The organism is Pseudonocardia sp. Ae331_Ps2 (assembly GCF_001932405.1).
Lineage (GTDB): Bacteria > Actinomycetota > Actinomycetes > Mycobacteriales > Pseudonocardiaceae > Pseudonocardia.
Genome location: NZ_MCIM01000001.1, coordinates 1,016,523 through 1,036,937 on the forward strand (window position 1 = coordinate 1,016,523; position 20,415 = coordinate 1,036,937).

Consider the following 20,415-nt stretch of genomic DNA (forward strand, 5'->3'; position numbering starts at 1 on the left):
ACGGCGCCGGGCGCAGAGTCTGGCGCGGCCCGGGGGTCTTGCCGCAAGTCCCCGTGTGCGTTATACGTTGACCATGGCGGGAGGAGCTCCCGCCATGGTCGTGCCCGCCATGGTCATGCCCCGGCGGGCAGCACCAGCGACAGCAGCAGCACCATCACCAGCCCGACCACGCTCACCACGGTCTGCACGGCGGTGTGCGAGCGCGTCGCCTGCCCCACCGTCATCCCGAACGACTCCTTGACCAGCCAGAACCCGGCGTGGTTGACGTAGTTCAGGCCGACCGACCCGGCGCCGACGGCGACCACGGCCAACGCCACGTACCAGGGGCCCGCCCCGGCGAGCAGCGGCGCGACCACACCGGTGGCCGCGACGATGCCGACGGTGGCCGAGCCGGTGGAGGTGGACAGCAGCAACGCGAGCAGCCACGCCAGCAGCAGAGGACTGACCGGCAGCCCGGACGCGGCGGCACCGACGGCGTCGCTGATGCCGGAGTCCTTGAGGACCTGGTTGAACGCACCGCCACCGCCGATGATGAGCAGGATTCCGGTCACCGACTTCACCGCGTCGGCGAGCGAGGTCCGCAGCTCCTCGGCCGGGCGACCGCGCAGCAGCCCGAGCGCGAACAACGCGTAGAGGAACCCGGCGAGCATCGCGACGATCGGCTGGCCGAGCAGGGTCGTGACCTGGCGGAACACGGCACCGTCCGGCAGGGCGACCTCGGCCACCGTGCGGGCCAGCATCAGCACCACCGGCACCGCGACGGCGACGAGCGCGATCGGCAGTGGAACCGGGGCGGGCTCCTCCCCGCGGCGGCCGTCCGGCCCGACCCCGCCCCCGGCCCCGGTGCCGGTCTCGGTGCCGGTCTCGGTGAACTGCGCGACCAGCTCGGCGTCGGGACGGACCGGCAACCGCGGAGCCATGAGACGCGCGTAGAGCGGCCCGCCCACCACGATCGCCGGGACCGCACACAGCAGCCCGACGACGATGGTGCGCCCGAGGTCGGCACCCAGCCCGTCGACGGCGATCAGCGGCCCGGGGTGCGGCGGCACCATTCCGTGCAGGGTCGCGAGCGTCGCGATCGCGGGGATCGCCACAGTCGCATACGGCGACGGCGCGGCCCCCTCCAGCTCCAGGCGGCGCGCGACGCTGAACAGCAACGGCAGCAGCACGATCAGCCCGACCTCGAAGAACATCGGCACGCCGATGACGAAGGCGGCCGCGCACACCAGCCACGGCAGGCTGCGCGGAGTGGAGCGCGACACCACGGCGTCGGCGATCCGCCCGGTCGCGCCGGACTCGGCGAGCAGCCGCCCCAGCATGGTGCCCAGGGCGAGGGTGAGGCCGACGTCGCCGAGGATGTCCCCGGCGCCCGTCGTGATCGAGTCGGCGATCGTGGCCAGGTCCTCGCCGCCCGCGAGCCCGACGCCGAGCGCCACCACCAGCAGGGCCACGAACGGGCTGAACCGGACCCGCGAGTTGATCAGGACGATCAGCACGACGATCGCCGCCACGAGCACGAGGACGAGGTACCACCCGGACCAGTTCACGACGCAATGGTCGCGTCAGGCCCGGGTGGCCGCACGCCCGGGTGGGTCGCTCGTGGACCGTCCGAACAGGTCAGTCGCAGGTGGAGTGCGTCGGCTGCCCGTCGAAGCGGGCCTTCAGGAACGCCAGCGCGCTGGGCGACCCGGCGGGGTAGCCGCCGACGTGCCCGGGGGCCGGCGTCGGCTGGAACTCGACGTCGGCGCCCTGTGCGCACCACCGCTGCGCCAGCTCGCGGGACTGCTCGAACGGCACGATGTCGTCGGTGAGGCTGTGCACGATGAGCACCGGGGCCTCGGGCGTACGGCGCCCGATCAGCTGCTCGTCCACCCGGCTCGCGAAGGGCTCCTCGTCGAGGAACGCCGAGATCGGCCGGCCGTCGGCGGACAGGCTCTCCGAGCGCAGGCCCGGGTAGCGCAGCACCGAGTCCTGGGTGCACTGCTCACGCAGCTCGGCGACGACCTGACGTCCGCGGTCGTTGAGCAGGTCCTGCACCCCGAGGTCGGGGTAGGCGGCGTCGAACCCGGAGACGGCGTAGCCGAGCAGCGAGACGAAGGGTCCGCCGTCGAGCAGGCGGCCGGTCGCGCGCAGGTCCGCCGGGGGCGCGCCCGCGTAGGCGCCGACGAGGTTCAGCTCGGGGGCGTACTCCGGGGCCAGCTCGACCGCGGCGGCCGACGCCCCGCCGCCCTGGGAGTAGCCGTAGAGCGCGGTCGGGGCGTCCTCCGGCACGCCGACGCCGGCCCGCTGGGCCGCACGCGCGACATCGAGCAGGGCGTGCGCCTGGGCGGCCCGGTTGACGTAGGTGTGCTCGCCGGGCGTGCCCAGGCCCTCGTAGTCGGTGACGGCCACGGTGTAGCCGCTGCTCAGCAGCGCACCGATCGCCGGGGCCTCGTACTCGGTGCCGGCCTGCAGCTGCCGCGACGGCGCGCAGCGGTCGGCGAGCCCCTGGGTCCCCGCGGCGAAGCCGATGACCCGGGCCGGCCCGGGCGCCGGGACGAGCGGGGTCAGGACGATCCCGCTCACCGTGACCGGGCGGTCGTCGGTGTCGAGGCTGCGGTAGAGGATCCGGGTCGCCGTCGCGGCGGGCACCGTCGGAGTGAGGACCCGCTCCGCGGACACGACGTCACCCGGCTCCCCGTCGGCTCCCGGTCCGTCCGGCGAGGCCATCGCCTGCGGCACCGCGACCACCGCCGCGACGACCGCCACCACCCCCGCCACCACCCCCGCCACGACCGTCGCACGCAGCCTCGCCCTCATGCACGTCCCCTCCGTAGATGATCTCCACTGGACTGAACGAGCATCCGGCGACGGAGGAACGGACGGCGGAGGTTGCGATCCGGCGACGACCGGCGGGTGATGCGTGCCGCGCACAGCGGCACACAACGGCACCCGGTGCCACAATCGGGGGTGGAGATCGAGCGGATGCGGGAGGTCGCCGTGGATCGTCGGGTGCGGGTGGCACGGGGAGCCCTGCGCGGTGTGCTGGCCCTGCCGAAGCCGGTGAAGCGGGTGATCGCGGGCCCGCCCGTCCGCCGCGACGGCCAGCAGCTCGACCTCGACATCCAGCTGCTGCTGCGGCTGCTCACCCCGCGCCGGCCGCAGCCCGTCCCGCCGCCGGAGCAGATGCGGGCGGGCCAGTCGTTCGTCGACCGCGTCGTCGCCGGGCCCGCCGAGCCGGGGGTGCGCCGCGAGGACCGGACGGTCCCCGGCGCGGTCGCCGACCTGCGGGCGCGGCTGTACGTGCCCCCGCCCGGACCGGACGTTCTCGACGGCGCACTGCTCGTCTACGTGCACGGCGGCGGCTTCGTCGCGGGCGACCTGGACACCCACGACGAGCTGTGCGCGACGCTGGCCGCCGAGTCCGGCGCCCGGGTGCTCTCGGTGGACTACCGGCTGGCGCCCGAGCACCCCTTCCCGGCCGCCGTCGACGACTGTCTGGCCGCCTTCGCGCACGTCGCGGCGCATCCGGAGGAGTTCGGCGCGGCCCCGGGCCGGATCGCGGTCGGCGGGGACTCCGCCGGGGCGAGCCTGGCGCTCACGGTGGCCCGCGAGACCAGCCGCGACGGCGCCGACCCGGCCGGGCGTCCGGTGTTCTGCCTGGCGTTCTTCCCCGTCACCGAGCTGGAGGGGCACACCCGCTCGCGCGAGCTGTTCGGCGACGGGTTCCTGCTCACCGGCGAGGCGATCGAGGCGATGGCCGGCTGGTACGTGCCCGAGGCGCTGCGCGACGACCCACGGCTGCGGATCGCCGAGGGCGATCTGACCGGGATGCCGCCGGCCTACGTCGCGACCGCCGGGTTCGACCCGCTGCGCGACGAGGGCGAGCACCTGGTCGCCCGGATGCGGGAGGCGGGCGTCCCGGCCACGCTGCGCCGCCACCCGGACCTGGTGCACGGCTTCGCGACCTCGCTCGGGATCGGGACGCGGCCCCGGCAGGCGGTCGCCGAGGCGTCCGGCGCGCTCCGGCCGGCGTTCGCGCTGCTCGCCTCCCCGGTCCCGGCGCCCGCACCGGATCCGAGCAGGAGCAGCACCCCGTCCTGATGCCCGCGGGGCACCGTCGGTGACGTACCCGGGCGGCCCGGACATGGGTCCGGCGCGTCACCGGGCCCGCGTGCGGGCTCCGGTGACGCGCCGGTGGCGCGGTGCGTCGCTCAGCTGCGGCGCTCGTCGCGGGGCAGGGCGTGCTGCGGGTCGTCGACCTCGATGCGCTCCTTGCGCACGGTGTCGGAGACCTTCTCGTCCTCGGTGACGGTGCGGGTACCCAGGCGAACCTTCTCGACGGCCTCGGTGGTCTTGTCGACGACCGGGCGCTCGCGGTGCAGGATCACCTCCTGCTCGGCCTCGCCGATGGCGCCCGGGCGGGCCGTCGCCTCGGTGCCGTCGATCGGCTCGCGCTCGAGGCGGACCTCCTCGTGCGACACCGGGACGGTGACGGTCTGGTCCTCGGTCACCACGTACTTGCGCAGCGCGACGCGACCGGTCTCCTCGGTCTCGGTGCCGACGCGCAGGTTCTCCTCGTGCCGGACGATCGCGTCGTCGCCGCCGGTGCGGGCAGTGCGGTCACGGCCGGTGCGGTCGGTGCGGTCGGTGCGCTCACCGGTGGCGTGGCGGGCGTCGGTGCGGCCCTGGCCGATGCCGTAGTGACGGTAGAGCTCGTCCTCCTCCGACCCGGTCAGGCGCTCGTCGGAGCGGCCCACGTGCGGGGAGTTCTTGACGGCCTGCTTCTCCACACCCAGCGCGACGTCGCGGTCGTGCACGTCGGCGTTCTGCAGCGGCACGAAGCTCTCCTTGGTGCCGAACAGCCCGGTGTTGACCGTGGCCCAGGTCGGCTCCCCGCTCCGCTCGTCCAGGTAGATCTGGCCGATCTTGCCGACCTTCTCGCCGTGGTTGTCGACGACCTGGCGACCGATGAGCTCCCGGGTCATGTCCTTCGTGATCATGCTGCTGTCCTCCGTGGCTCGGTGCGATTGCTGTCGAACACCGGTGGGGTCGGCCCGAAACGGCCCCGGCATGCGGCGGGGACCCCGTTCCCCGTCGTCCGTGTGACGTCCGTCATCCACCTGGCCCCACGGGATCGTCTGCGGGACAACGCTGGGTGCATCACGTTCCCGTCACGGGCGACCCCGGACGGCATGTTTGGGACAGTCTGTTCTGGACTTGATCTAGGAGGTTCCCGACGACGGGGACGGATCGTCCCGCCGCCGGGGCCCCGGGACCGCCGTGGAATCGTGGTGAGGTGCTCGCCGGGACCGCACTGCTCCCGCTCGGGTCGGCCGTCACCGTCACTGCCGTCGCGGGCGCGGCCGTGCTCGCCGTCGTCCTGCTCGTGCTCCGGTGGGGCCGGTGGCGACCCGCGGTGCGGGCGGCCGCCCTGCCGGCCGTGGTCGCGCTCGTCGTGCTCACCCTCGCGGTCGCGACGAACGCCTGGTTCGGCTTCTACCCGTCGCCCGCCTCGCTGGCCGCCGGACCGGACCGCGGCGGCCTGCCCGCGCCGCCCGCCCCGCCGGTGACCGGCCCCGGCCGGGACACCGTGCTGACCGTCGACGGCGTCGAGGTGCCCGTGCACCTCCCGCCCGGCTACGACGACCACCTCGCACACCCCGTCCTGGTGTGGACCGGGCCCCGTGACGGGTCGGCCGCGGTCGACGCCGCCGTCGACGCCGCGGTCACCGCGGGGCGGATGCCGGCCGTGGTGGTGCTGTGGACCGACCGGGTGCCGGCGGCCCGGCTGCGTGCGGCCGCGGTCGCGGCCGGCTCCCCGGCGCTGCGGACCGACCGGGCCGCGTGGGCCCTCGCCGGACCGCCCGACGCGCCGGGGTGCCCACTGGGCCGGGCGCTCGCCGAGCGTGCCGACGTCGCGACGGCGGCCGGGCCTCCCGGCGGCGACGGCTGCCCGGACCCCGCGTCCGGTTCGCCCGATCCGTTGGACCTGGTCGTCGTGCGCACCGCGGCGACGCAGGATGACCCGGTGCCGGGCGCGCCGCCGCCGGGCCCGGCGCTAGCGTCGGGGTCGGTGACCGCGGCGCCGGGGACCCCGGCGGCCGACGTCGTCGCCGCGGAGCTGGACGCGCTCGGCGCCCGGCTGCGGGGTCCGGTGGCCCGCTCGGACGCCGCCGGTGGATCGCCACCGGAGACGGGATCGACAGGAGGAACGCGTGACGGGCTCTGAGGGCTCCGGTCCGCCCGGCGACACCACGGACGAGCGCGGGGACGTCCGCTCCACCCGCGGAGCGGCCCCGACGCCGGACCCGGAGGCCCGCAGACGACGGCTGTCCGAGGCCGCCGTCGTGCGCGCCGTGGTGTGGGCGGCACGGATCGTCGGTGCGCTGACCGTCGTCGCGGCGGTGCTGCCCGCGCCGCGGCGCATCCTCGGCGGCGAGCTGCGCAGCACCCTGGGGCTGCCCGCGGGGCTGGGGCTGGCGTCGCTGGTCGTGACCGCACTCGCCGGGGTCGGCCTGCTGCTGCTGGCCACCGGGCTGCGCCGGCGCAAGCAGCGCGCGTGGTGGGTGGCGACCGCGACGACGACGTTCCTCGTCGTGGTCAACCTGCTGCACGTGCTGGACCAGCGGCGCGGCATCGGGCCCGCGGTGCTCGTCGTCGCGCTGCTGGCGGCGCTGATCGCCACGCGCCGCTACTTCGTCGCCCGGCAGGACCCGGGCGGGCTGGGCCGGTCGGTCCGGTCGCTGCTGCAGTTCGGGCTGTCCGGCTTCCTCATCGTCTGGGTGCTGCTCGCGCTCAACCCGCGCCGGCTCGTCGGCGACCCGTCGATCGCCGCGCAGGCCGCGCACGCGGCGCTGTCGCTGATCGGGGTGACCGGCCCGGTCCAGTTCGAGCAGCGTTCCGTGTGGCTCGACGACCTGACCTCGGCGATCGGGCTGACCTTCGGGGTGGTGGCGCTCGTCGTCGCCGGCTACCACCTGCTGCGCTCACCGGAGCCGCGCCCGTCGCTCGCCCCCGAGGACGAGGAGCGCCTGCGCGCCCTGCTCGACCAGCGCGACGGCGACTCGCTGGGCTACTTCGCCCTGCGCCGTGACAAGGCCGCGGTGTTCGCCCACGGCGGGAAGTCCGCGGTGTCCTACCGGGTGCTCGCCGGGGTCGCGCTGGCCTCGGGCGACCCCGTCGGCGACGTCGGCGCGTGGCCCGGCGCCATCGAGGCCTTCCTCGACATCTGCACCCGGTACGGCTGGTCGCCCGCGGTGCTGGGCTGTTCCGAGCGCGGCGCGACCGCCTGGGCCAAGGCCGGCCTCGACGCCCTGGAGCTGGGCGACGAGGCGGTGCTGGAGACGGCGACGTTCAGCCTCGACGGGCGCCCCATGCGCGGGGTCCGCCAGACCGTCAACCGGATGCAGCGCAGCGGGCACACCGTCGAGGTGACGCGGCTGCGCGACGTCGACGAGGCCGAGCGGACCCGGATCGCCGAGCGCGCGCACCGCTGGCGCGGCGCGGAGGACGAGCGCGGCTTCTCGATGGCGTCCTCGCGGGTCGCGGACCCCTCCGACCCGGACGCGGTGATCGTCACCGCGTTCCGCGACGGCGAGCCGACCGGGATGCTGCAGCTGGTCCCCTGGGGCCGCGACGGACTCTCGCTGGACCTCATGATCCGCTCCGCCGACGCCGACAACGGCGTCAACGAGCTGATGATCGCCGAGCTGATGGCCGCCGCGAAGGACCACGGCGTGAAGCGGGTGTCGCTGAACTTCGCGATGTTCCGCTCCGCCCTGGAGCGCGGCGAGCGGATCGGTGCCGGACCGGTCGCCCGCGGCTGGGCCCGGGTGCTGCGGATCGCCTCGCGCTGGTGGCAGATCGACTCGCTCTACCGGTTCAACGCGAAGTTCCGTCCCACCTGGTACCCGCGCTACGTGCTGTTCCCCGCCGTCCGCGACCTGCCGCGGGTGCTGTTCGTCGTGCTCGAGGCCGAGGGCTTCGGCGGCCGCCCGCCGACGCTGCTGCGGCTGCTGCGCCGGTGAGCCGGGACCACGTGGGGGCGGTGTCGTGATCCACGCCTCCGAGCTGCGCCTCGACGTCGTCGCCGCGGCGGTGGTGCCGGCCGTCACGGCGGTACTGGCGCTCGTCCTCACCGGAGGGCTGTGGCACCGGCTGCGCCGGGTCGCGCGGACGCTGCTCGTGATCGTCTCGGCCGTGGCCGTGCTCGCGGCCGCCGGGGCCGGGGCGAACCTGCTCGGCGGCTTCTTCCCCACCGTCGGCTCGCTGATCGGGTCCTCTCCCGACCCGGGCGAGGGCTCGGTCGCCGACATCGGCCCGGACGGCGCCGGCCTCGACGCGGCGATGCCGCTGGTCGCCGCCCGGTCCGCGCAGGGGCTGGGCTCCACGCTGCACATGACCCTGCACGGGGACGCGTCCGGCATCGACCGCGACGCCGACGTCTACCTCCCGCCCGGCTACACCGAGCACCCGCAGGCCCGCTTCCCGGTCGTCGAGTGGCTGCCCGGGTTCCCCGGCGAGCCCCGCGAGGTCGCCGCGCTGTTCCGGGTCCCCGAGGTGCTCGACGCCGCGATCGCCGCGCACCGCATCCCGCCGGTCGTCCTGGTGATCCCCGACATCAACGGCGAACCCCGGTTCGGCCACGACCAGGAGTGCGTCGACGCCCAGCACGGCGCGGCCGACGACACCTACCTGACCACCGACCTCGTCGGCTGGACCACCCGGCACCTGCGGGTGCGCACCGACCGCGGCGCCTGGGCGCTGGCCGGCTGGTCCTCGGGTGGGTACTGCGCGATGAACCTGGCGCTGCGCCACCCGCGCACCTACGCGCTCGCGGTCAGCCAGAGCGGCTACGACCGCACCCCCGACGACGTCGTCACCGGGGAGCTGTTCGCCGGCCGGCCCGACCTGGCGTCCGCGAACGACGTCGTCGCACTGCTGCGCGAGCGGCCTGCACCACTGGCGATGCTGGTCACCGCGGGTTCCGACGAGCCCGAGGAGCGGGCGGCGGCGGACCGGATCCGGGCCGCCGCGGCGCCGCCGGTGACCGTCGACACCCGGGTGTACCCGGGCGGCGGACACAACCAGAACGCCGTCCGCGCCCAGCTGCCGGACCTGGTGGACTGGCTGGGTGCGCACCTGCTGGGGCCGCTCGCCCCGCCCGCGACGCCGGCGGGTGTCACGATCGACGACGGGCCCGGTGTGCCGCAGCGCGTGCTGCCGGTCCCCGACCCCTAGGAAGGAGACACGCGTGGTCTGGGAGGGAGTCGGCACCCTGCTGCTGGTCGGTGGGCTGCTCGCCGGGGTGGTGTGGATCGTGATCGCGGCCGGCGTCGGGGAGATCCCGGCGCTGCTGCACGGCCTGGCGCTGTGGTTGCTGGTGCCGCTGGCGTGGCTGGGGTCGCTCGGGGTCGTGCTGGCCGGCGGCTCGGTCGGGGCCGGCTGGGCGGTGCTGCTGGGGCTGCTCGTCGCCACCGGGATCGCCTGCGGGGCGGCGCGGATGCTGGCGGGTCGACGGGGCTGACCACCCACCGGTCAGAATGACGACGTGGACTTCCGCTCCGTCTACCGCCACCGCTTCCTGCGCACCGCCGCGGCGACCCTGCACACCACGATGGCCGACCCGGCCGCGAACGTCGCCGCCGTGCTGGAGACCGCCCGGACCTGCGCCGACGACGGCGTCGGGCTGGTGGTGTTCCCCGAGCTGACGCTCTCGGGCTACTCCATCGAGGACGTCCTGATGCAGGACACCTTGCTGGACACCGTCGAGACCGAGCTGGTCTCGCTCGTCGCGGCGACGGCGGACCTGCTGCCGGTCCTCGTGGTCGGGGCACCGCTGCGGTACCGCCACCGCCTCTACAACTGCGCGGTCGTGATCCACCGGGGCCGGATCCTCGGCGTCGCCCCCAAGTCCTACCTGCCGACCTACCGCGAGTTCTACGAGCGCCGCCAGACCGCCGCCGGCGACGACGTCCGCGGTGCGACCATCCGGCTGGGCGGCGCGTCCGGTGTCGACGTGCCGTTCGGCACCGACCTGCTCTTCGCCGCCGAGGACCTGCCCGGCCTGGTGCTGCACGCCGAGATCTGCGAGGACTACTGGGTGCCGATCCCGCCGTCGTCGGAGGCGGCGCTGGCCGGGGCGACGGTGCTGGCGAACCTGTCCGGCTCGCCGATCACCGTCGGCCGGGCCGACACCCGGCACCTGCTGTCGCGCTCGGCGTCGGCGCGCTGCCTGGCCGCCTACGTCTACGCCGCAGCGGGCGAGGGCGAGTCCACCACGGACGTCTCGTGGGACGGCCAGACCATGATCTACGAGAACGGCGTGCTCCTCGCGGAGTCGGGGCGCTTCCCGCAGGGGGCGCGGCACGCCGTCGCCGACGTCGACCTCGACCTGATCGCCGCCGAGCGGCGCCGCCAGGGCACGTTCGACGACAACCGCCGCACCCACGCCGCCCGCACCGACGCCTTCCGCACCATCGGGTTCCGGCTCGACCCGCCCGGCCACGACATCGGGCTGCGCCGCACCGTGGAGCGCTTCCCGTTCGTGCCCGCGGACCCGGCGCGGCTGGAGCAGGACTGCTTCGAGGCCTACTCGATTCAGGTCGCCGGGCTGGAGCAGCGGCTGCGCGCGATCGGCCAGCCGAAGGTCGTGATCGGGGTGTCCGGCGGGCTCGACTCCACGCACGCGTTGATCGTCGCGGCCCGGGCGATGGACCGGCTCGGGCGCCCGCGCACCGACATCCTGGCCTTCACCATGCCCGGCTTCGCGACCTCGGACCACACCCGCAGCAACGCCGTCGCGCTGTCCGAGGCCCTCGGGGTCACCTTCGACACGATCGACATCACCGGCACCGCGCGGACGATGCTGTCGGAGATCGACCATCCCTTCGGGCGCGGCGAGCCGGTCTACGACGTCACGTTCGAGAACGTCCAGGCCGGGCTGCGCACCGACTACCTGTTCCGGCTGGCGAACCAGCGCGGCGGGATCGTGCTCGGGACCGGGGACCTGTCGGAGATCGCGCTCGGCTGGTCCACCTACGGCGTCGGCGACCAGATGTCGCACTACAACGTCAACAGCGGCGTCCCGAAAACGCTGATGCAGCACCTCATCCGCTGGGTGATCTCCTCCGAGCAGTTCCCGGCCGAGGTCTCCACCGTGCTGCAGTCGGTGCTCGACACCGAGATCACCCCGGAGCTGGTGCCGTCGGACGGGACCACCGAGGTGCAGTCCAGCCAGGCCACCGTCGGGCCGTACGCGCTGCAGGACTTCACGCTCTGGTACACGCTGCGCCACGGCTACCGGCCGTCGAAGATCGCCTTCCTGGCCGGGCACGCCTGGTCCGACGCGACCGCGGGCGCCTGGCCGCCCGGCTTCCCCGACGACGAGCGGCCCGAGTACTCCCCGGCGGAGATCCGCCGGTGGCTGCAGGTGTTCGCCCGGCGCTTCTTCCAGTTCGCCCAGTTCAAGCGCTCGGCGCTGCCGAACGGACCCAAGGTGTCCGCCGGGGGTGCGCTGTCGCCGCGCGGTGACTGGCGGGCGCCCTCGGACCTGTCGGCGACGATCTGGCTGGACGAGATCGAGCGCGAGGTCCCGGAGGGCTAGGCGGCGATCCGGTCCCGCTCGGCGAGCTCGGCGGCCACCTTCTCCCGGTGAGCGGCCCTGGCCCGGGCGTGCGCCGGGCTGCGGCGCAGCACCAGGTAGGCGACGGCGAGCACGGCGAACCAGATCGGCGTCACCAGCAGGGCGACCAGGGTGTCGTCCTGCTGGGTCAGCGCCCACAGCACGAACACGAAGAACGCCAGCACCGCGACGACCATCGGCACCCCACCCGGCATCGGGAACCTCGACGCCGCGTGGCGCTGCGGGCGGCGCCTGCGGTGCTCCAGGTAGCTCACCAGGATCATCGTCCACACGAACACGAAGCAGACCGACGAGATCGTCGTGACGACGGTGAACGCCTCCACCACGGACTGCCCCGAGTACAGCAGCGCCGCCCCCACCAGCAGGAACGCGCACGAGAACGCGAGCGCGTTCACCGGGACCCGGCGCGCGGACAGCCGGGCGAACCGCGGAGGCGCGGCGCCGTCACCGGCGAGGCCGTAGACCATCCGCGACGTCGAGTAGATGCCGGAGTTGGCGCTGGACAGGGCACTGGTGAGCACCACGAAGTTGACGACGCCTGCCGCCGCGGCGAGCCCGGCGAGACCGAACATCGCGACGAACGGGCTCTCGTCGGCAGCGATCCGCCTCCACGGGGTGACCGCGCAGATGACGACGAGGGCGCCGACGTAGAACAGCAGGATCCGCACCGGGATCGTGTTGATCGCCCGCGGCAGCGTGCGCTCCGGGTCACGCGCCTCGGCGGCGGTGGTGCCGACGAGCTCGACCCCGACGAAGGCGAACACGGCGATCTGGAAGCCGGCCACGAAGCCCGTCACACCGGTCGGGAAGAAGCCGCCGTCGTTCCAGAGGTTGGCGAACGCCGCGGTCGTGCCGTCCGGGGCGCGGAACCCGCCGAGGACCATCGCCAGCCCGACGACGACGAGGGCGAGGATCGCGACGATCTTGACCAGAGCGAACCAGAACTCGGCCTCGCCGAAGGCGCGCACCGTCGGCAGGTTCAGCGCGAAGAGCACCAGGATGCAGGCCAGCGCGGGGATCCAGAGCGGGACGTCGGCCCACCAGTAGGCGACGTAGCCAGAGATCGCGACGACGTCGGCGATGCCGGTGACCACCCAGCAGAACCAGTAGGTCCAGCCGGTGAAGAACCCGGCCCACGGGCCGAGCAGGTCGGCGGCGACGTCGCTGAAGGACTTGTAGCGCAGGTCCGACAGCAGCACCTCGCCCATCGCGCGCAGCACGAAGAACAGGAAGAAGCCGATGATCGCGTAGACCAGGATCACCGACGGCCCCGCGAGCGAGATCGTCTTGCCCGCCCCCAGGAACAACCCGGTGCCGATCGCGCCGCCGATGGCGATGAGCTGGATGTGGCGGTGGGCGAGGTCCCGGCGGAGCGGCGACCCGGCCGTCGCGTCGTCGTGCATCGTGCTGTCCCCCTTGCGCTCCCGAACCGTTCGGAGGCGCCCGACCGTATCGAGGCGCAATGCGGACGTCCCAACGTGACGGGTACGGACGGGGGTGACCCACTGGTCCGGACGCGGTGACGACGAGTGCTCCGAGTGCGCGTCCGGCGCAGCGGTGGTGCGTGTCGTCGTGTCGTCGGCACCGACTGCCGATCGGTGACACGGTTCACCGAGCAGGCAGGGCCCCACTGTGCCGACGGGACGGCGCCGCACCCGGCGACCGGGCGACCGAGCCGCTCCGCCCCGTCCGCCGGCACCCGGTGCGAGCAGCGGTGACGGACGGTCCTGAGTGGATCGCCGGTCCACGGTGGGCGGCTCCCCGCCCCGCCGGGCCCGGGTGAACCCGACCACTACTGTCGCTCGCATTCGACCTGGAGGTGAGTCGTGGCACTCGCGAACATCCTGTCCGAGATGCCGGATCTGCTGGAGCGGACCCTGGCGGAACACACCCCCGACACGCAGGGCTTCTGCCGTGAGTGCCGGGACGCGACGGGGGTCAGTGCCACCTGGCCCTGCGTGACCCGCGAGCTGGCCGAGCAGGCCCGCTCGATGTCCTCCCCCGGCACCGGAACCAGCACCGGCCCCGCAACCAGCGCCGTCGACGAGCGGGCGGTCGAGGGCACCGTGGCCGGGCGTCGCCGGGCCAGGGACCTCTCGTCCTCGGCCGGCGCCCCGGCCCCGCTCGGCAACGGCCGGCACCGTTCGCTCTAGGCCCCTCCGGCGCCCCGGACACCGCGTCCGGGGCGCCGTCGTCGTCAGGAGAGCCGGGCGGGTGCGTCCGGGCGGTGCGTCTCGCGGATGAGCAGCACCGCGACCAGCGAGATGACCGCGACGACGACCATGTAGGCCGCGACCGCCATCGACGTCCCGAAGCCCTGCTGCAGCGCGGCGGCGATCAGCGGCGCGAACCCGCCGCCCAGCACCGCGCCGACGGCGTAGGAGAAGGACGCGCCGCTGTAGCGGAAGCGGGCCTCGAACATCTCCGCGAACAACGCGGACTGCGGGCCGTAGGACAGCCCCAGCCCCACCGTGAGGACGACGACCGCGACGACCATCGCGGCGAACCCGGTGGTGTCGAGCAGCAGGAAGAACGGCACCGGCCACACCACGAGCAGCACCGAGCCCGCCAGGTAGGCACGCTTGCGGCCGACCCGGTCCGACCAGACCGCTCCGGCGACGATGCTGACCAGCCAGCTCAGCGAGCCGATGATCACGACGACGATCATGGTGTTCCGCGGGACCGCCAGCACCTGGGTGCCGTAGGAGAGCAGGTAGGCCAGGAAGATGTAGCCGATCGCGTTGTTGGCGACGAAGAGGTCGCGCGGATTGATGGATGATCATGGGCGGCGGTGTGGTCGGCTGTCCCAGCGGTGCGTGGTCCAGGCCTGCCGGATCAGGCTACGGAGTGTGATGATGGTGTCGGCGAGGTCGAAGAACGCGTCGACGACGGTTTCGCGGCGTTCGTAGCAGCGCTGCAGCCGGTTGAAGCTGTTGTGCCAGGCGTTGGTGCGCTCGATGTGCCAGCGTTGGGTGGCCTGGATCGGTGCTTTCTCGCCCTTGCGCGCGATCTCGCTGTGCAGGCCCCGTTCGGTGAGTGTGTCGCGGGTCTTACCGGAGTCATAGCCGGCGTCGAGGTGCACGGTGATGTCGTCGGGCAGCGGGCCGAGAGCGTCGAGGTGGTCGAGAGTGGGGCCCAGTAGCGGGGAGTCGTGGCGGTGTGCCCCGGCCAGGACCCGGCCCAGTGGGATGCCATGGCCCTCGACGAGCACCGATCGCTTCATGCCCTGTTTACGCCGGTCAACCGGTGACGGTCCGGCGACCTCACCGCCGCCGGGGGCCTTGGTGATGGCGCCGTCGACGGCAACGTCGTCAAGCAACAGGCCGACGATGCGGTCGTAGGCGTCCAGGGCGATCCGGCGTAGCTGGGCGAAGACCCCGAGCCGGATCCACTCGTCACGGCGATCGCGGATGGTGGTCGCCGAGCAGGTGCTGTCGGAGACGCCCTGATACGGGCAGCCGAACCGCAGCACCTGCAGGAGCTTGTCGAACACGACCCGATCCGCGATCCGGCGGCGGTGACAGCCCCACGGATGAGTGGGATCGAACTCGCCCCGGGGCGGCAGCAGCGCGGCGAACTGGTCCCACAACGGCTCGGTCAACCATGATGGCAGGGCGGGCACGCGGCCTCCAGACGATCACGAAGAGTCAACAACTTCATGATCGACAGGCCCGTGCCCGCCCCTCACCATCGACACCCGGCCGCGACCCAGCTGTGATCAATCCGCGCGACCTCGAAGCTGACCGAGGCCAGCACCAGCTCGCGCGGCCGCTGCCGGAACACCTCCAGGATCGGGGCCCGGCTGCGGCCGCGGTGGGTCCGCAGCAGCGCGAACACCGGGCTCTCCTCGACCCGCATCCGGATCACGAGCCCGACGACAACCAGCAGGATCGACAGCAGGAACGGGATCCGCCAGCCCCACGCGGCGAACTGCTCTGGGGTGGTCAGGTTGGACACGACGAGGAACACCAGCTGGGCCAGGATCAGCCCGGCGGGCACCCCGATCTGCGGGAACGAGCCGTAGCGCCCGCGCCGTCCGGGCGGGGCGTGCTCGACCGCCATGAGCGCGGCGCCGCCCCACTCACCGCCCGCCGAGAGACCCTGCAGCAGCCGCAGCACGACGAGCAGCACCGGCGCCGCGACGCCGATCTGGCCGTAGGTGGGCAGCAGGCCGACCCCGACGGTGGCCACACCCATCAGCAGCAGCGAGAGGACCAGCATCTTCTTGCGGCCGAGACGGTCACCGAAGTGCCCCCACACGATGCCGCCGAGCGGACGTGCCACCAGGCCGACGCCGAGGGTCGCGAACGCGGCCAGGGTGCCCGAGGCCGCGGACATCGTGCTGAAGAACTGGCTGTTGAACACCAGGGCCGCGGCCGTGGCGTAGATGAAGAAGTCGTACCACTCGATCGTCGTGCCGATCGCGCTCGTCGCGGCGACCCGGCGCACCTGCGCGGGCGCGGAGCCGGTCGTGTCGGCGGCACTCGTCGGGCCCGTGCCGGGCGCGGCCTGCTGCTCGGTCATGCGTCCTCCCCTGCCCCGGGACGACGGTGTCCCGGACGCGCTACTTTTGCACCGAACGTCCGGTCGGGTAAAGACGTCCGGTGCATCCGGTGCGTGCCACTCGCCGCACGGCCGGGTGCGGTCGCCGCCACGAACGGACCGTGAAGATCGGACATCGCGGGACATTCGCTACCGTCCGGTCACTGAACACGCGGTCCGGTATCCCCCGACGGGCCGGGATCCCCCGATCCCGACGCTCCCCCGCAGCCCGGCCGGTCCGCGTGCCGGAGGAGAGACCGTGCCGCCGCACCAGGAAGTGCCCCGACACCGACATCGGGCGCAGGCCGGGCCACGGCCCGGCCTGCGTCACGTCGCCACCGCGGCCGCCGTCGCGAGCGGCACGCTCGCCGTCGTCACGCCCGTGACCGGGCTCGACCTCGGGCCGACCCGGGCCGACCTGCGCCTGGCCGCGCAGGAGGTGTCCGACGGCCCCGGCGCACCGTTCGCCGAGGCCGCGGCCGCAGCGCGGGACACCCCGGTCCTCGGCGCCGAGATCGTCCGCGACGCGGGCCTGCTCGACCCGCCCGCCGACGCGAGCCTCGCCGCGGCCCGCAAGGCCCAGGCCCTGGTGCAGGAGGCCGCCGAACGGGCCAAGGCCGCTGCGGAACTCGCCGCGCGCGGGCTGAACGACCCGTCGTGCGGGCTCGACCTCGGCGATCTGGGCCGGGTGAAGGAGTGGGTCTCCGACGCCGCGGAGTTCCTCGGCTGCGCCTACGGCGAGACCGACCTGATCGGCGTCGCGCAGCGGGCGAACGCCTCCGACCACCCCACCGGGCACGCGCTGGACATCATGGTGCGCGGGCAGAAGGGCGACCGCATCGCCGACTGCGCACTGGCCAACGCCGACGAGCTCGGCGTGAAGTACGTCATCTGGGAGCAGCGCATGAACGACGGCTCCGGGTGGTCGACGATGGAGGACCGCGGCGGCGACACCGCGAACCACTACGACCACGTGCACATCTCGTTCGACGAGCGCGCTGGGTCCGGCGAGCCGGACCTCGGCCGCTGCGCCTGACCCAGCGCCACCCGGTCCGCGCGGAGCGCGGACCGGGTGGCGCCGGGTGTCAGACGCCGATCTTCGCCGGGCGGCCGCCCTTCAGGTGCCGGATCGCGGCGACGGCCGGGCGCGGCTGCGCGGCGCCGCCGTCGGGCCAGTGCGAGGCGGGCTTCTCCGGGGAGGCCCCGTCGAGGTCGCCCGGGTGCTGCACCGACACGAGCACGAAGTTCTCGGTGACGACCGGCCCGCAGCACTCCGAGCCGACCGGGACGCTGGCGAACAGCCGGGTCGAGCCGCGCTGCGGCCCCTCCAGCACGACGCCGTAGAGGCCGTCGTTGATCTTCAGCGCCTGGGTGGAGTCGGTCGAGACCCAGAGGTTGCCGTAGGGGTCGAACGCCACGTTGTCCGGCGAGGTGATCGGGCTGACCTGGGACTTGTCGAACCCGCCGAAGTAGGTCGACGGGTCGTCGGGGTCCCCGCAGACCAGCAGGATGTTCCAGGCGAACGTCGTCGCCGCCGGGTCGTCGCGCGTCTCGGTCAGCTCGATGACGTGGCCGTGCTTGTTCGCGTTGCGCGGGTTCGCCTCGTCCGGACCGGCCTTGGCACCCGCCTTGCCGCGGTCGGAGTTGTTGGTGCAGGCGATGTAGACCTTCCCGGTGCGCGGGTTGGGCTCCACGTCCTCCGGACGGTCCATCTTCGTCGCGCCGACCTTGTCCGCGGCGAGCCGGGTGAACACGAAGACGTCGGCGACGCTCATGCCGTCCACGTAGGACTTCGTGGTCGACGCCAGCGGCTTCCACTGCCCGGAGCCGTCGAAGCGGCCGTCGCGCGGCAGCGCCCCGGTGCCGGTGATCTCCGCGGCCGGGCTGTCCCCGGTGAAGGTCGCGACGTAGAGCGTGCCCGAGGACAGCAGGGTGGCGTTGTGCTCGCGGGCGGCCCGGCTGTTGCCGCGACGCATCCGCTTGTCCGACACGAACTTGTAGACGTAGTCGAAGCGCTCGTCGTCGCCCATGTAGACGACGGGGCGGCCGTCGCGGGTGAGGGCGACGGTGGCGCCCTCGTGCTTGAAGCGGCCGAGCGCGGTGTGCTTGACCGGTTTCGAACGCGGGTCGTGCGGATCGATCTCGACGATGTAGCCGAACCGGTTGGCCTCGTTCGGCTCCTGCGCGAGGTCCCAGCGCGGGTCGACGCGCTCCCACTTGCGCGACGAGCTGCCCTCGGAGATCCCGTAGCGCTTCGCGCGCTCGTCGGTGACCGGGCCGGAGGCGAAGTAGCCGTCGAAGTTCTCCTCGCCGGACAGGAAGGTGCCCCACGGGGTGGTGCCGCCGGCGCAGTTGCCGATCATGCCCTTGACGCTGCGTCCGGTCGGGTCGGCCTTGGTGCGCAGCACCTCGGCACCGGCGGCCGGGCCGTCGAGCACCATCTCGGTGTCGGCGGTGATCCGCCGGTTGAGTTTCCCGTTGCGGTCGTAGCGCAGCTCGCCGGTGCGCAGGTCGCGGGTCACCTCGACGACGCCGCCGCCGTGCGCGGCGATCCCGATCCGGATCTGCTCGGGGGTGGGGGCGTCCTCGTCGTAGCCGCGGAACATCAGCGGCTCGAGGGTGTACTCGTGGTTGGAGAACATGACGTAGCGGCGACCGGGGCCGTCGATCGGCAGGATGCCGCAGAAGTCGTTGTTGTAGCCGAACTGGCGGGCCTGCGCCGCGGCGGTCTGCTTCTCGAAGTCGAACTCCGGCGCGTCCGGGAACATCGGGTCGCCCCAGCGGATCACGACGTTGCTCGCGTAGTCGGTCGGCACGCGGATCGCGTCGTCGAGGTTCGGCGCGACGGTCTCGTACTGCAGCCCGCGCGGGGGCCGGGCCTGCCGCCCCGCGGCCACGTCGGCACCGAGCGGATGGGCAGGCGCGGCCGGGGCGGGCTCCGCCGCGGAGGCCGTGCCGGCCAGCGCCACACCGGCCCCGGCGCCCAGGCCGATCACCGCACCGGCGCGGAGCATCCCGCGCCGGTCGAGCACGGCCTGCATGACGTCGCCGAAGTAGGCGTTCGACGACGGGTTGGGCTCGGGCCGGGAGCAGGCGTCGCCGCACCGGTAGCGGCAGGTGAGTCCCTGGCGGTCGTGCCGCATGCGGTCGAGGAGCGGGAGGGCACGGCGGGGGCCGGCCTGGGGGGCGTCGCCGGGGCAGGTGTGAGCCACGGTCGTCCTCCTGGGGTCGTGGTGGGATGGCGCGGTGCGGTCCGGTCCGTTCGGAACCGTCCCTTTCCTCCGCATCCCAACACCCCTGTTCTCCCGTGAGGTGAGGAGAAGGTGGCCGCCGGGTGAACGCATCCCCGGATGGGATGACGTCGACCACGCGACGCGACCGGCACGGCCACCCGATGGGTGACCGCGCCGGTCGTGTCACTCCGTGGAGCAGGGGCACGGGCCGGGGCGGGTACGTGTCCTCCGCCCCGGCCCGGCGGGATCAGACGATGCCCTGGCGGGCGGCGGTGTAGACGATCTCGGTGCGGCGCCGGACCTCGAGCTTGTCGCGAAGGTTCCGCACGTGGAACTTCACGGTCGCCTCGGAGATCCGCAGCCGGGTCCCGATCTCGCGGTTGGACAGGCCGACGGCGAGCAGCCGCAGCACCTGGTTCTCGCGGTCGGTCAGCAGCGAGGTCTTGCAGAGGTCCGGCGCGGGCGACGGCGCCGGGTCGGTGTCCCGCAGCACCTGCAGCGGGCCGGCGCTCGCGGTGCCCGGGTCGAAGACGCCCTCACCGCGCAGGACCGTGCGCAGCGCCCGCACGATCTCGGCGGTGTCGGCACCCTTGCGCAGGTAGCCGTGCACCCCCAGACGCACGGTGCGCATCATCGCGTCGCGGTCCCGGCAGCCGGTCAGCACGAGGATCTTCACCCCGCGGCAGCGCTCCATCAGCGCACGCACCAGGTCCAGGCCGGGCCGCTCGTCGCGGGCGAACTCGATGTCGACGACGATCACGTCGGGGCGGGTCCGCTCGGCGGCCATCAGGGCGTCGCGCGGGGAGGCGGCCTCGCCGGCCGGGGCCAGGTCGGGTTCGGCGGTCAGCAGTGCCCGCAGCCCGTGCCGGACGACCGGCTCGGAGTCGACGACGAGCACCCGGGCCGCGCGGCGGATCACATCCGCGCCGTCGGCCCCGCGGCCGGCACGCAGATCGGTGGCCTCACGAACGGCTTCGAGCGTCATCGCTGTCCTCCGGTGGGTCTGTTGCGTCA

16 protein-coding genes and 1 pseudogene are annotated in these 20,415 nt (G+C 73.8%); 8 read left to right on the plus strand and 9 right to left on the minus strand.

Annotated features, from left to right (window positions below; genetic code table 11):
• Positions 1-113: 113 nt before the first annotated feature.
• Together Ae331Ps2_RS04740 and Ae331Ps2_RS04745 are read right to left on the minus strand one after the other, a co-directional pair.
• The gene (locus tag Ae331Ps2_RS04740) at positions 114-1,547 is read right to left on the minus strand and encodes a GntP family permease (RefSeq protein ID WP_075310440.1); all 1,434 of its coding nucleotides are present in this window, start codon (positions 1,545-1,547) and stop codon (positions 114-116) included.
• A gap of 70 nt (positions 1,548-1,617) precedes the next feature.
• The gene (locus tag Ae331Ps2_RS04745; protein ID WP_075310438.1) at positions 1,618-2,799 is read right to left on the minus strand and encodes a lipase family protein; all 1,182 of its coding nucleotides are present in this window, start codon (positions 2,797-2,799) and stop codon (positions 1,618-1,620) included.
• 150 nt (positions 2,800-2,949) lie between these two features.
• On the opposite strand from Ae331Ps2_RS04745, the gene Ae331Ps2_RS04750 reads away from it, so the two are divergent.
• The gene (locus Ae331Ps2_RS04750) at positions 2,950-4,083 is read left to right on the plus strand and encodes an alpha/beta hydrolase (protein WP_249265634.1); all 1,134 of its coding nucleotides are present in this window, start codon (positions 2,950-2,952) and stop codon (positions 4,081-4,083) included.
• A 110-nt stretch (positions 4,084-4,193) separates the two neighbouring features.
• Here Ae331Ps2_RS04750 and Ae331Ps2_RS04755 read toward each other — a convergent pair whose 3' ends face one another.
• Positions 4,194-4,982 carry a DUF2382 domain-containing protein gene (locus Ae331Ps2_RS04755; RefSeq protein WP_075310436.1) on the minus strand — a complete coding sequence of 263 codons (789 nt, stop codon included), beginning with the start codon at positions 4,980-4,982 and terminating at the stop codon, positions 4,194-4,196.
• 296 nt (positions 4,983-5,278) lie between these two features.
• Here Ae331Ps2_RS04755 and Ae331Ps2_RS04760 point away from each other — a divergent pair, with 296 nt between their 5' ends.
• The 5 genes from Ae331Ps2_RS04760 to Ae331Ps2_RS04780 all read left to right on the plus strand — a co-directional run bounded on the left by Ae331Ps2_RS04760 (position 5,279) and on the right by Ae331Ps2_RS04780 (position 11,587).
• Positions 5,279-6,211 (plus strand): hypothetical protein, encoded by a 933-nt coding sequence (locus tag Ae331Ps2_RS04760; RefSeq protein WP_075310434.1) that lies wholly within the window; start codon positions 5,279-5,281, stop codon positions 6,209-6,211.
• Positions 6,212-6,311: 100 nt separating this feature from the next.
• Positions 6,312-8,009 (plus strand): GNAT family N-acetyltransferase, encoded by a 1,698-nt coding sequence (locus Ae331Ps2_RS04765; RefSeq protein ID WP_075312847.1) that lies wholly within the window; start codon positions 6,312-6,314, stop codon positions 8,007-8,009.
• Between the two features lie 25 nt (positions 8,010-8,034).
• On the plus strand, positions 8,035-9,222 hold the full coding sequence (locus tag Ae331Ps2_RS04770) for an esterase family protein (RefSeq protein ID WP_083695247.1): 1,188 nt from the start codon (positions 8,035-8,037) through the stop codon (positions 9,220-9,222).
• A gap of 13 nt (positions 9,223-9,235) precedes the next feature.
• Positions 9,236-9,508, plus strand: a complete 273-nt coding sequence (locus Ae331Ps2_RS04775) for a hypothetical protein (RefSeq protein ID WP_020625124.1) — start codon at positions 9,236-9,238, stop codon at positions 9,506-9,508.
• 24 nt (positions 9,509-9,532) lie between these two features.
• Positions 9,533-11,587, plus strand: coding sequence for an NAD(+) synthase (locus tag Ae331Ps2_RS04780; RefSeq protein WP_075329692.1), 2,055 nt, complete (start codon positions 9,533-9,535; stop codon positions 11,585-11,587).
• Here Ae331Ps2_RS04780 and Ae331Ps2_RS04785 read toward each other — a convergent pair.
• Complete coding sequence (locus Ae331Ps2_RS04785) at positions 11,584-13,029, minus strand: amino acid permease (protein WP_075310430.1); 1,446 nt, start codon at positions 13,027-13,029, stop codon at positions 11,584-11,586. The genes Ae331Ps2_RS04780 and Ae331Ps2_RS04785 overlap by 4 nt on opposite strands.
• 423 nt (positions 13,030-13,452) lie before the next feature.
• Here Ae331Ps2_RS04785 and Ae331Ps2_RS33945 point away from each other — a divergent pair, with 423 nt between their 5' ends.
• Positions 13,453-13,779: a hypothetical protein gene (locus Ae331Ps2_RS33945; RefSeq protein WP_075310428.1), complete on the plus strand. Its 327-nt coding sequence runs from the start codon at positions 13,453-13,455 to the stop codon at positions 13,777-13,779.
• Positions 13,780-13,823: 44 nt separating this feature from the next.
• Here Ae331Ps2_RS33945 and Ae331Ps2_RS04795 read toward each other — a convergent pair whose 3' ends face one another.
• The 3 genes and pseudogenes from Ae331Ps2_RS04795 to Ae331Ps2_RS04805 form a co-directional block, all read right to left on the minus strand.
• Positions 13,824-14,399, minus strand: coding sequence for an MFS transporter (locus Ae331Ps2_RS04795; protein WP_337819459.1), 576 nt, complete (start codon positions 14,397-14,399; stop codon positions 13,824-13,826).
• 6 nt (positions 14,400-14,405) lie between these two features.
• The gene (locus Ae331Ps2_RS04800) at positions 14,406-15,248 is read right to left on the minus strand and encodes an IS5 family transposase (protein WP_075305978.1); all 843 of its coding nucleotides are present in this window, start codon (positions 15,246-15,248) and stop codon (positions 14,406-14,408) included.
• 113 nt (positions 15,249-15,361) lie between these two features.
• Positions 15,362-16,150 (minus strand): annotated as a pseudogene (locus tag Ae331Ps2_RS04805) (MFS transporter); the annotation flags it as partial.
• A gap of 277 nt (positions 16,151-16,427) precedes the next feature.
• Between Ae331Ps2_RS04805 and Ae331Ps2_RS33040 the strand changes: the two are divergent.
• Positions 16,428-17,204 carry a hypothetical protein gene (locus Ae331Ps2_RS33040; RefSeq protein WP_233147653.1) on the plus strand — a complete coding sequence of 259 codons (777 nt, stop codon included), beginning with the start codon at positions 16,428-16,430 and terminating at the stop codon, positions 17,202-17,204.
• 49 nt (positions 17,205-17,253) lie between these two features.
• On the opposite strand, the gene Ae331Ps2_RS04815 is transcribed toward Ae331Ps2_RS33040, so the two are convergent.
• Together Ae331Ps2_RS04815 and Ae331Ps2_RS04820 are read right to left on the minus strand one after the other, a co-directional pair.
• Positions 17,254-19,311 (minus strand): PhoX family phosphatase, encoded by a 2,058-nt coding sequence (locus tag Ae331Ps2_RS04815; RefSeq protein WP_075312844.1) that lies wholly within the window; start codon positions 19,309-19,311, stop codon positions 17,254-17,256.
• A gap of 337 nt (positions 19,312-19,648) precedes the next feature.
• Positions 19,649-20,386 carry a response regulator transcription factor gene (locus Ae331Ps2_RS04820; protein ID WP_083695250.1) on the minus strand — a complete coding sequence of 246 codons (738 nt, stop codon included), beginning with the start codon at positions 20,384-20,386 and terminating at the stop codon, positions 19,649-19,651.
• Positions 20,387-20,415: the final 29 nt, after the last annotated feature.

Excerpts from the sequence above, each read along its gene's own strand:
- Ae331Ps2_RS04745 (WP_075310438.1), bottom strand. The coding sequence starts at position 2,799 with ATGAGGGCGAGGCTGCGTGCGACGGTCGTGGCGGGGGTGGTGGCGGGG.
- Ae331Ps2_RS04755 (WP_075310436.1), bottom strand. The coding sequence starts at position 4,982 with ATGATCACGAAGGACATGACCCGGGAGCTCATCGGTCGCCAGGTCGTC.
- Ae331Ps2_RS04785 (WP_075310430.1), bottom strand. The coding sequence starts at position 13,029 with ATGCACGACGACGCGACGGCCGGGTCGCCGCTCCGCCGGGACCTCGCC.
- Ae331Ps2_RS04815 (WP_075312844.1), bottom strand. The coding sequence starts at position 19,311 with ATGCGGCACGACCGCCAGGGACTCACCTGCCGCTACCGGTGCGGCGAC.
- Ae331Ps2_RS04820 (WP_083695250.1), bottom strand. The coding sequence starts at position 20,386 with ATGACGCTCGAAGCCGTTCGTGAGGCCACCGATCTGCGTGCCGGCCGC.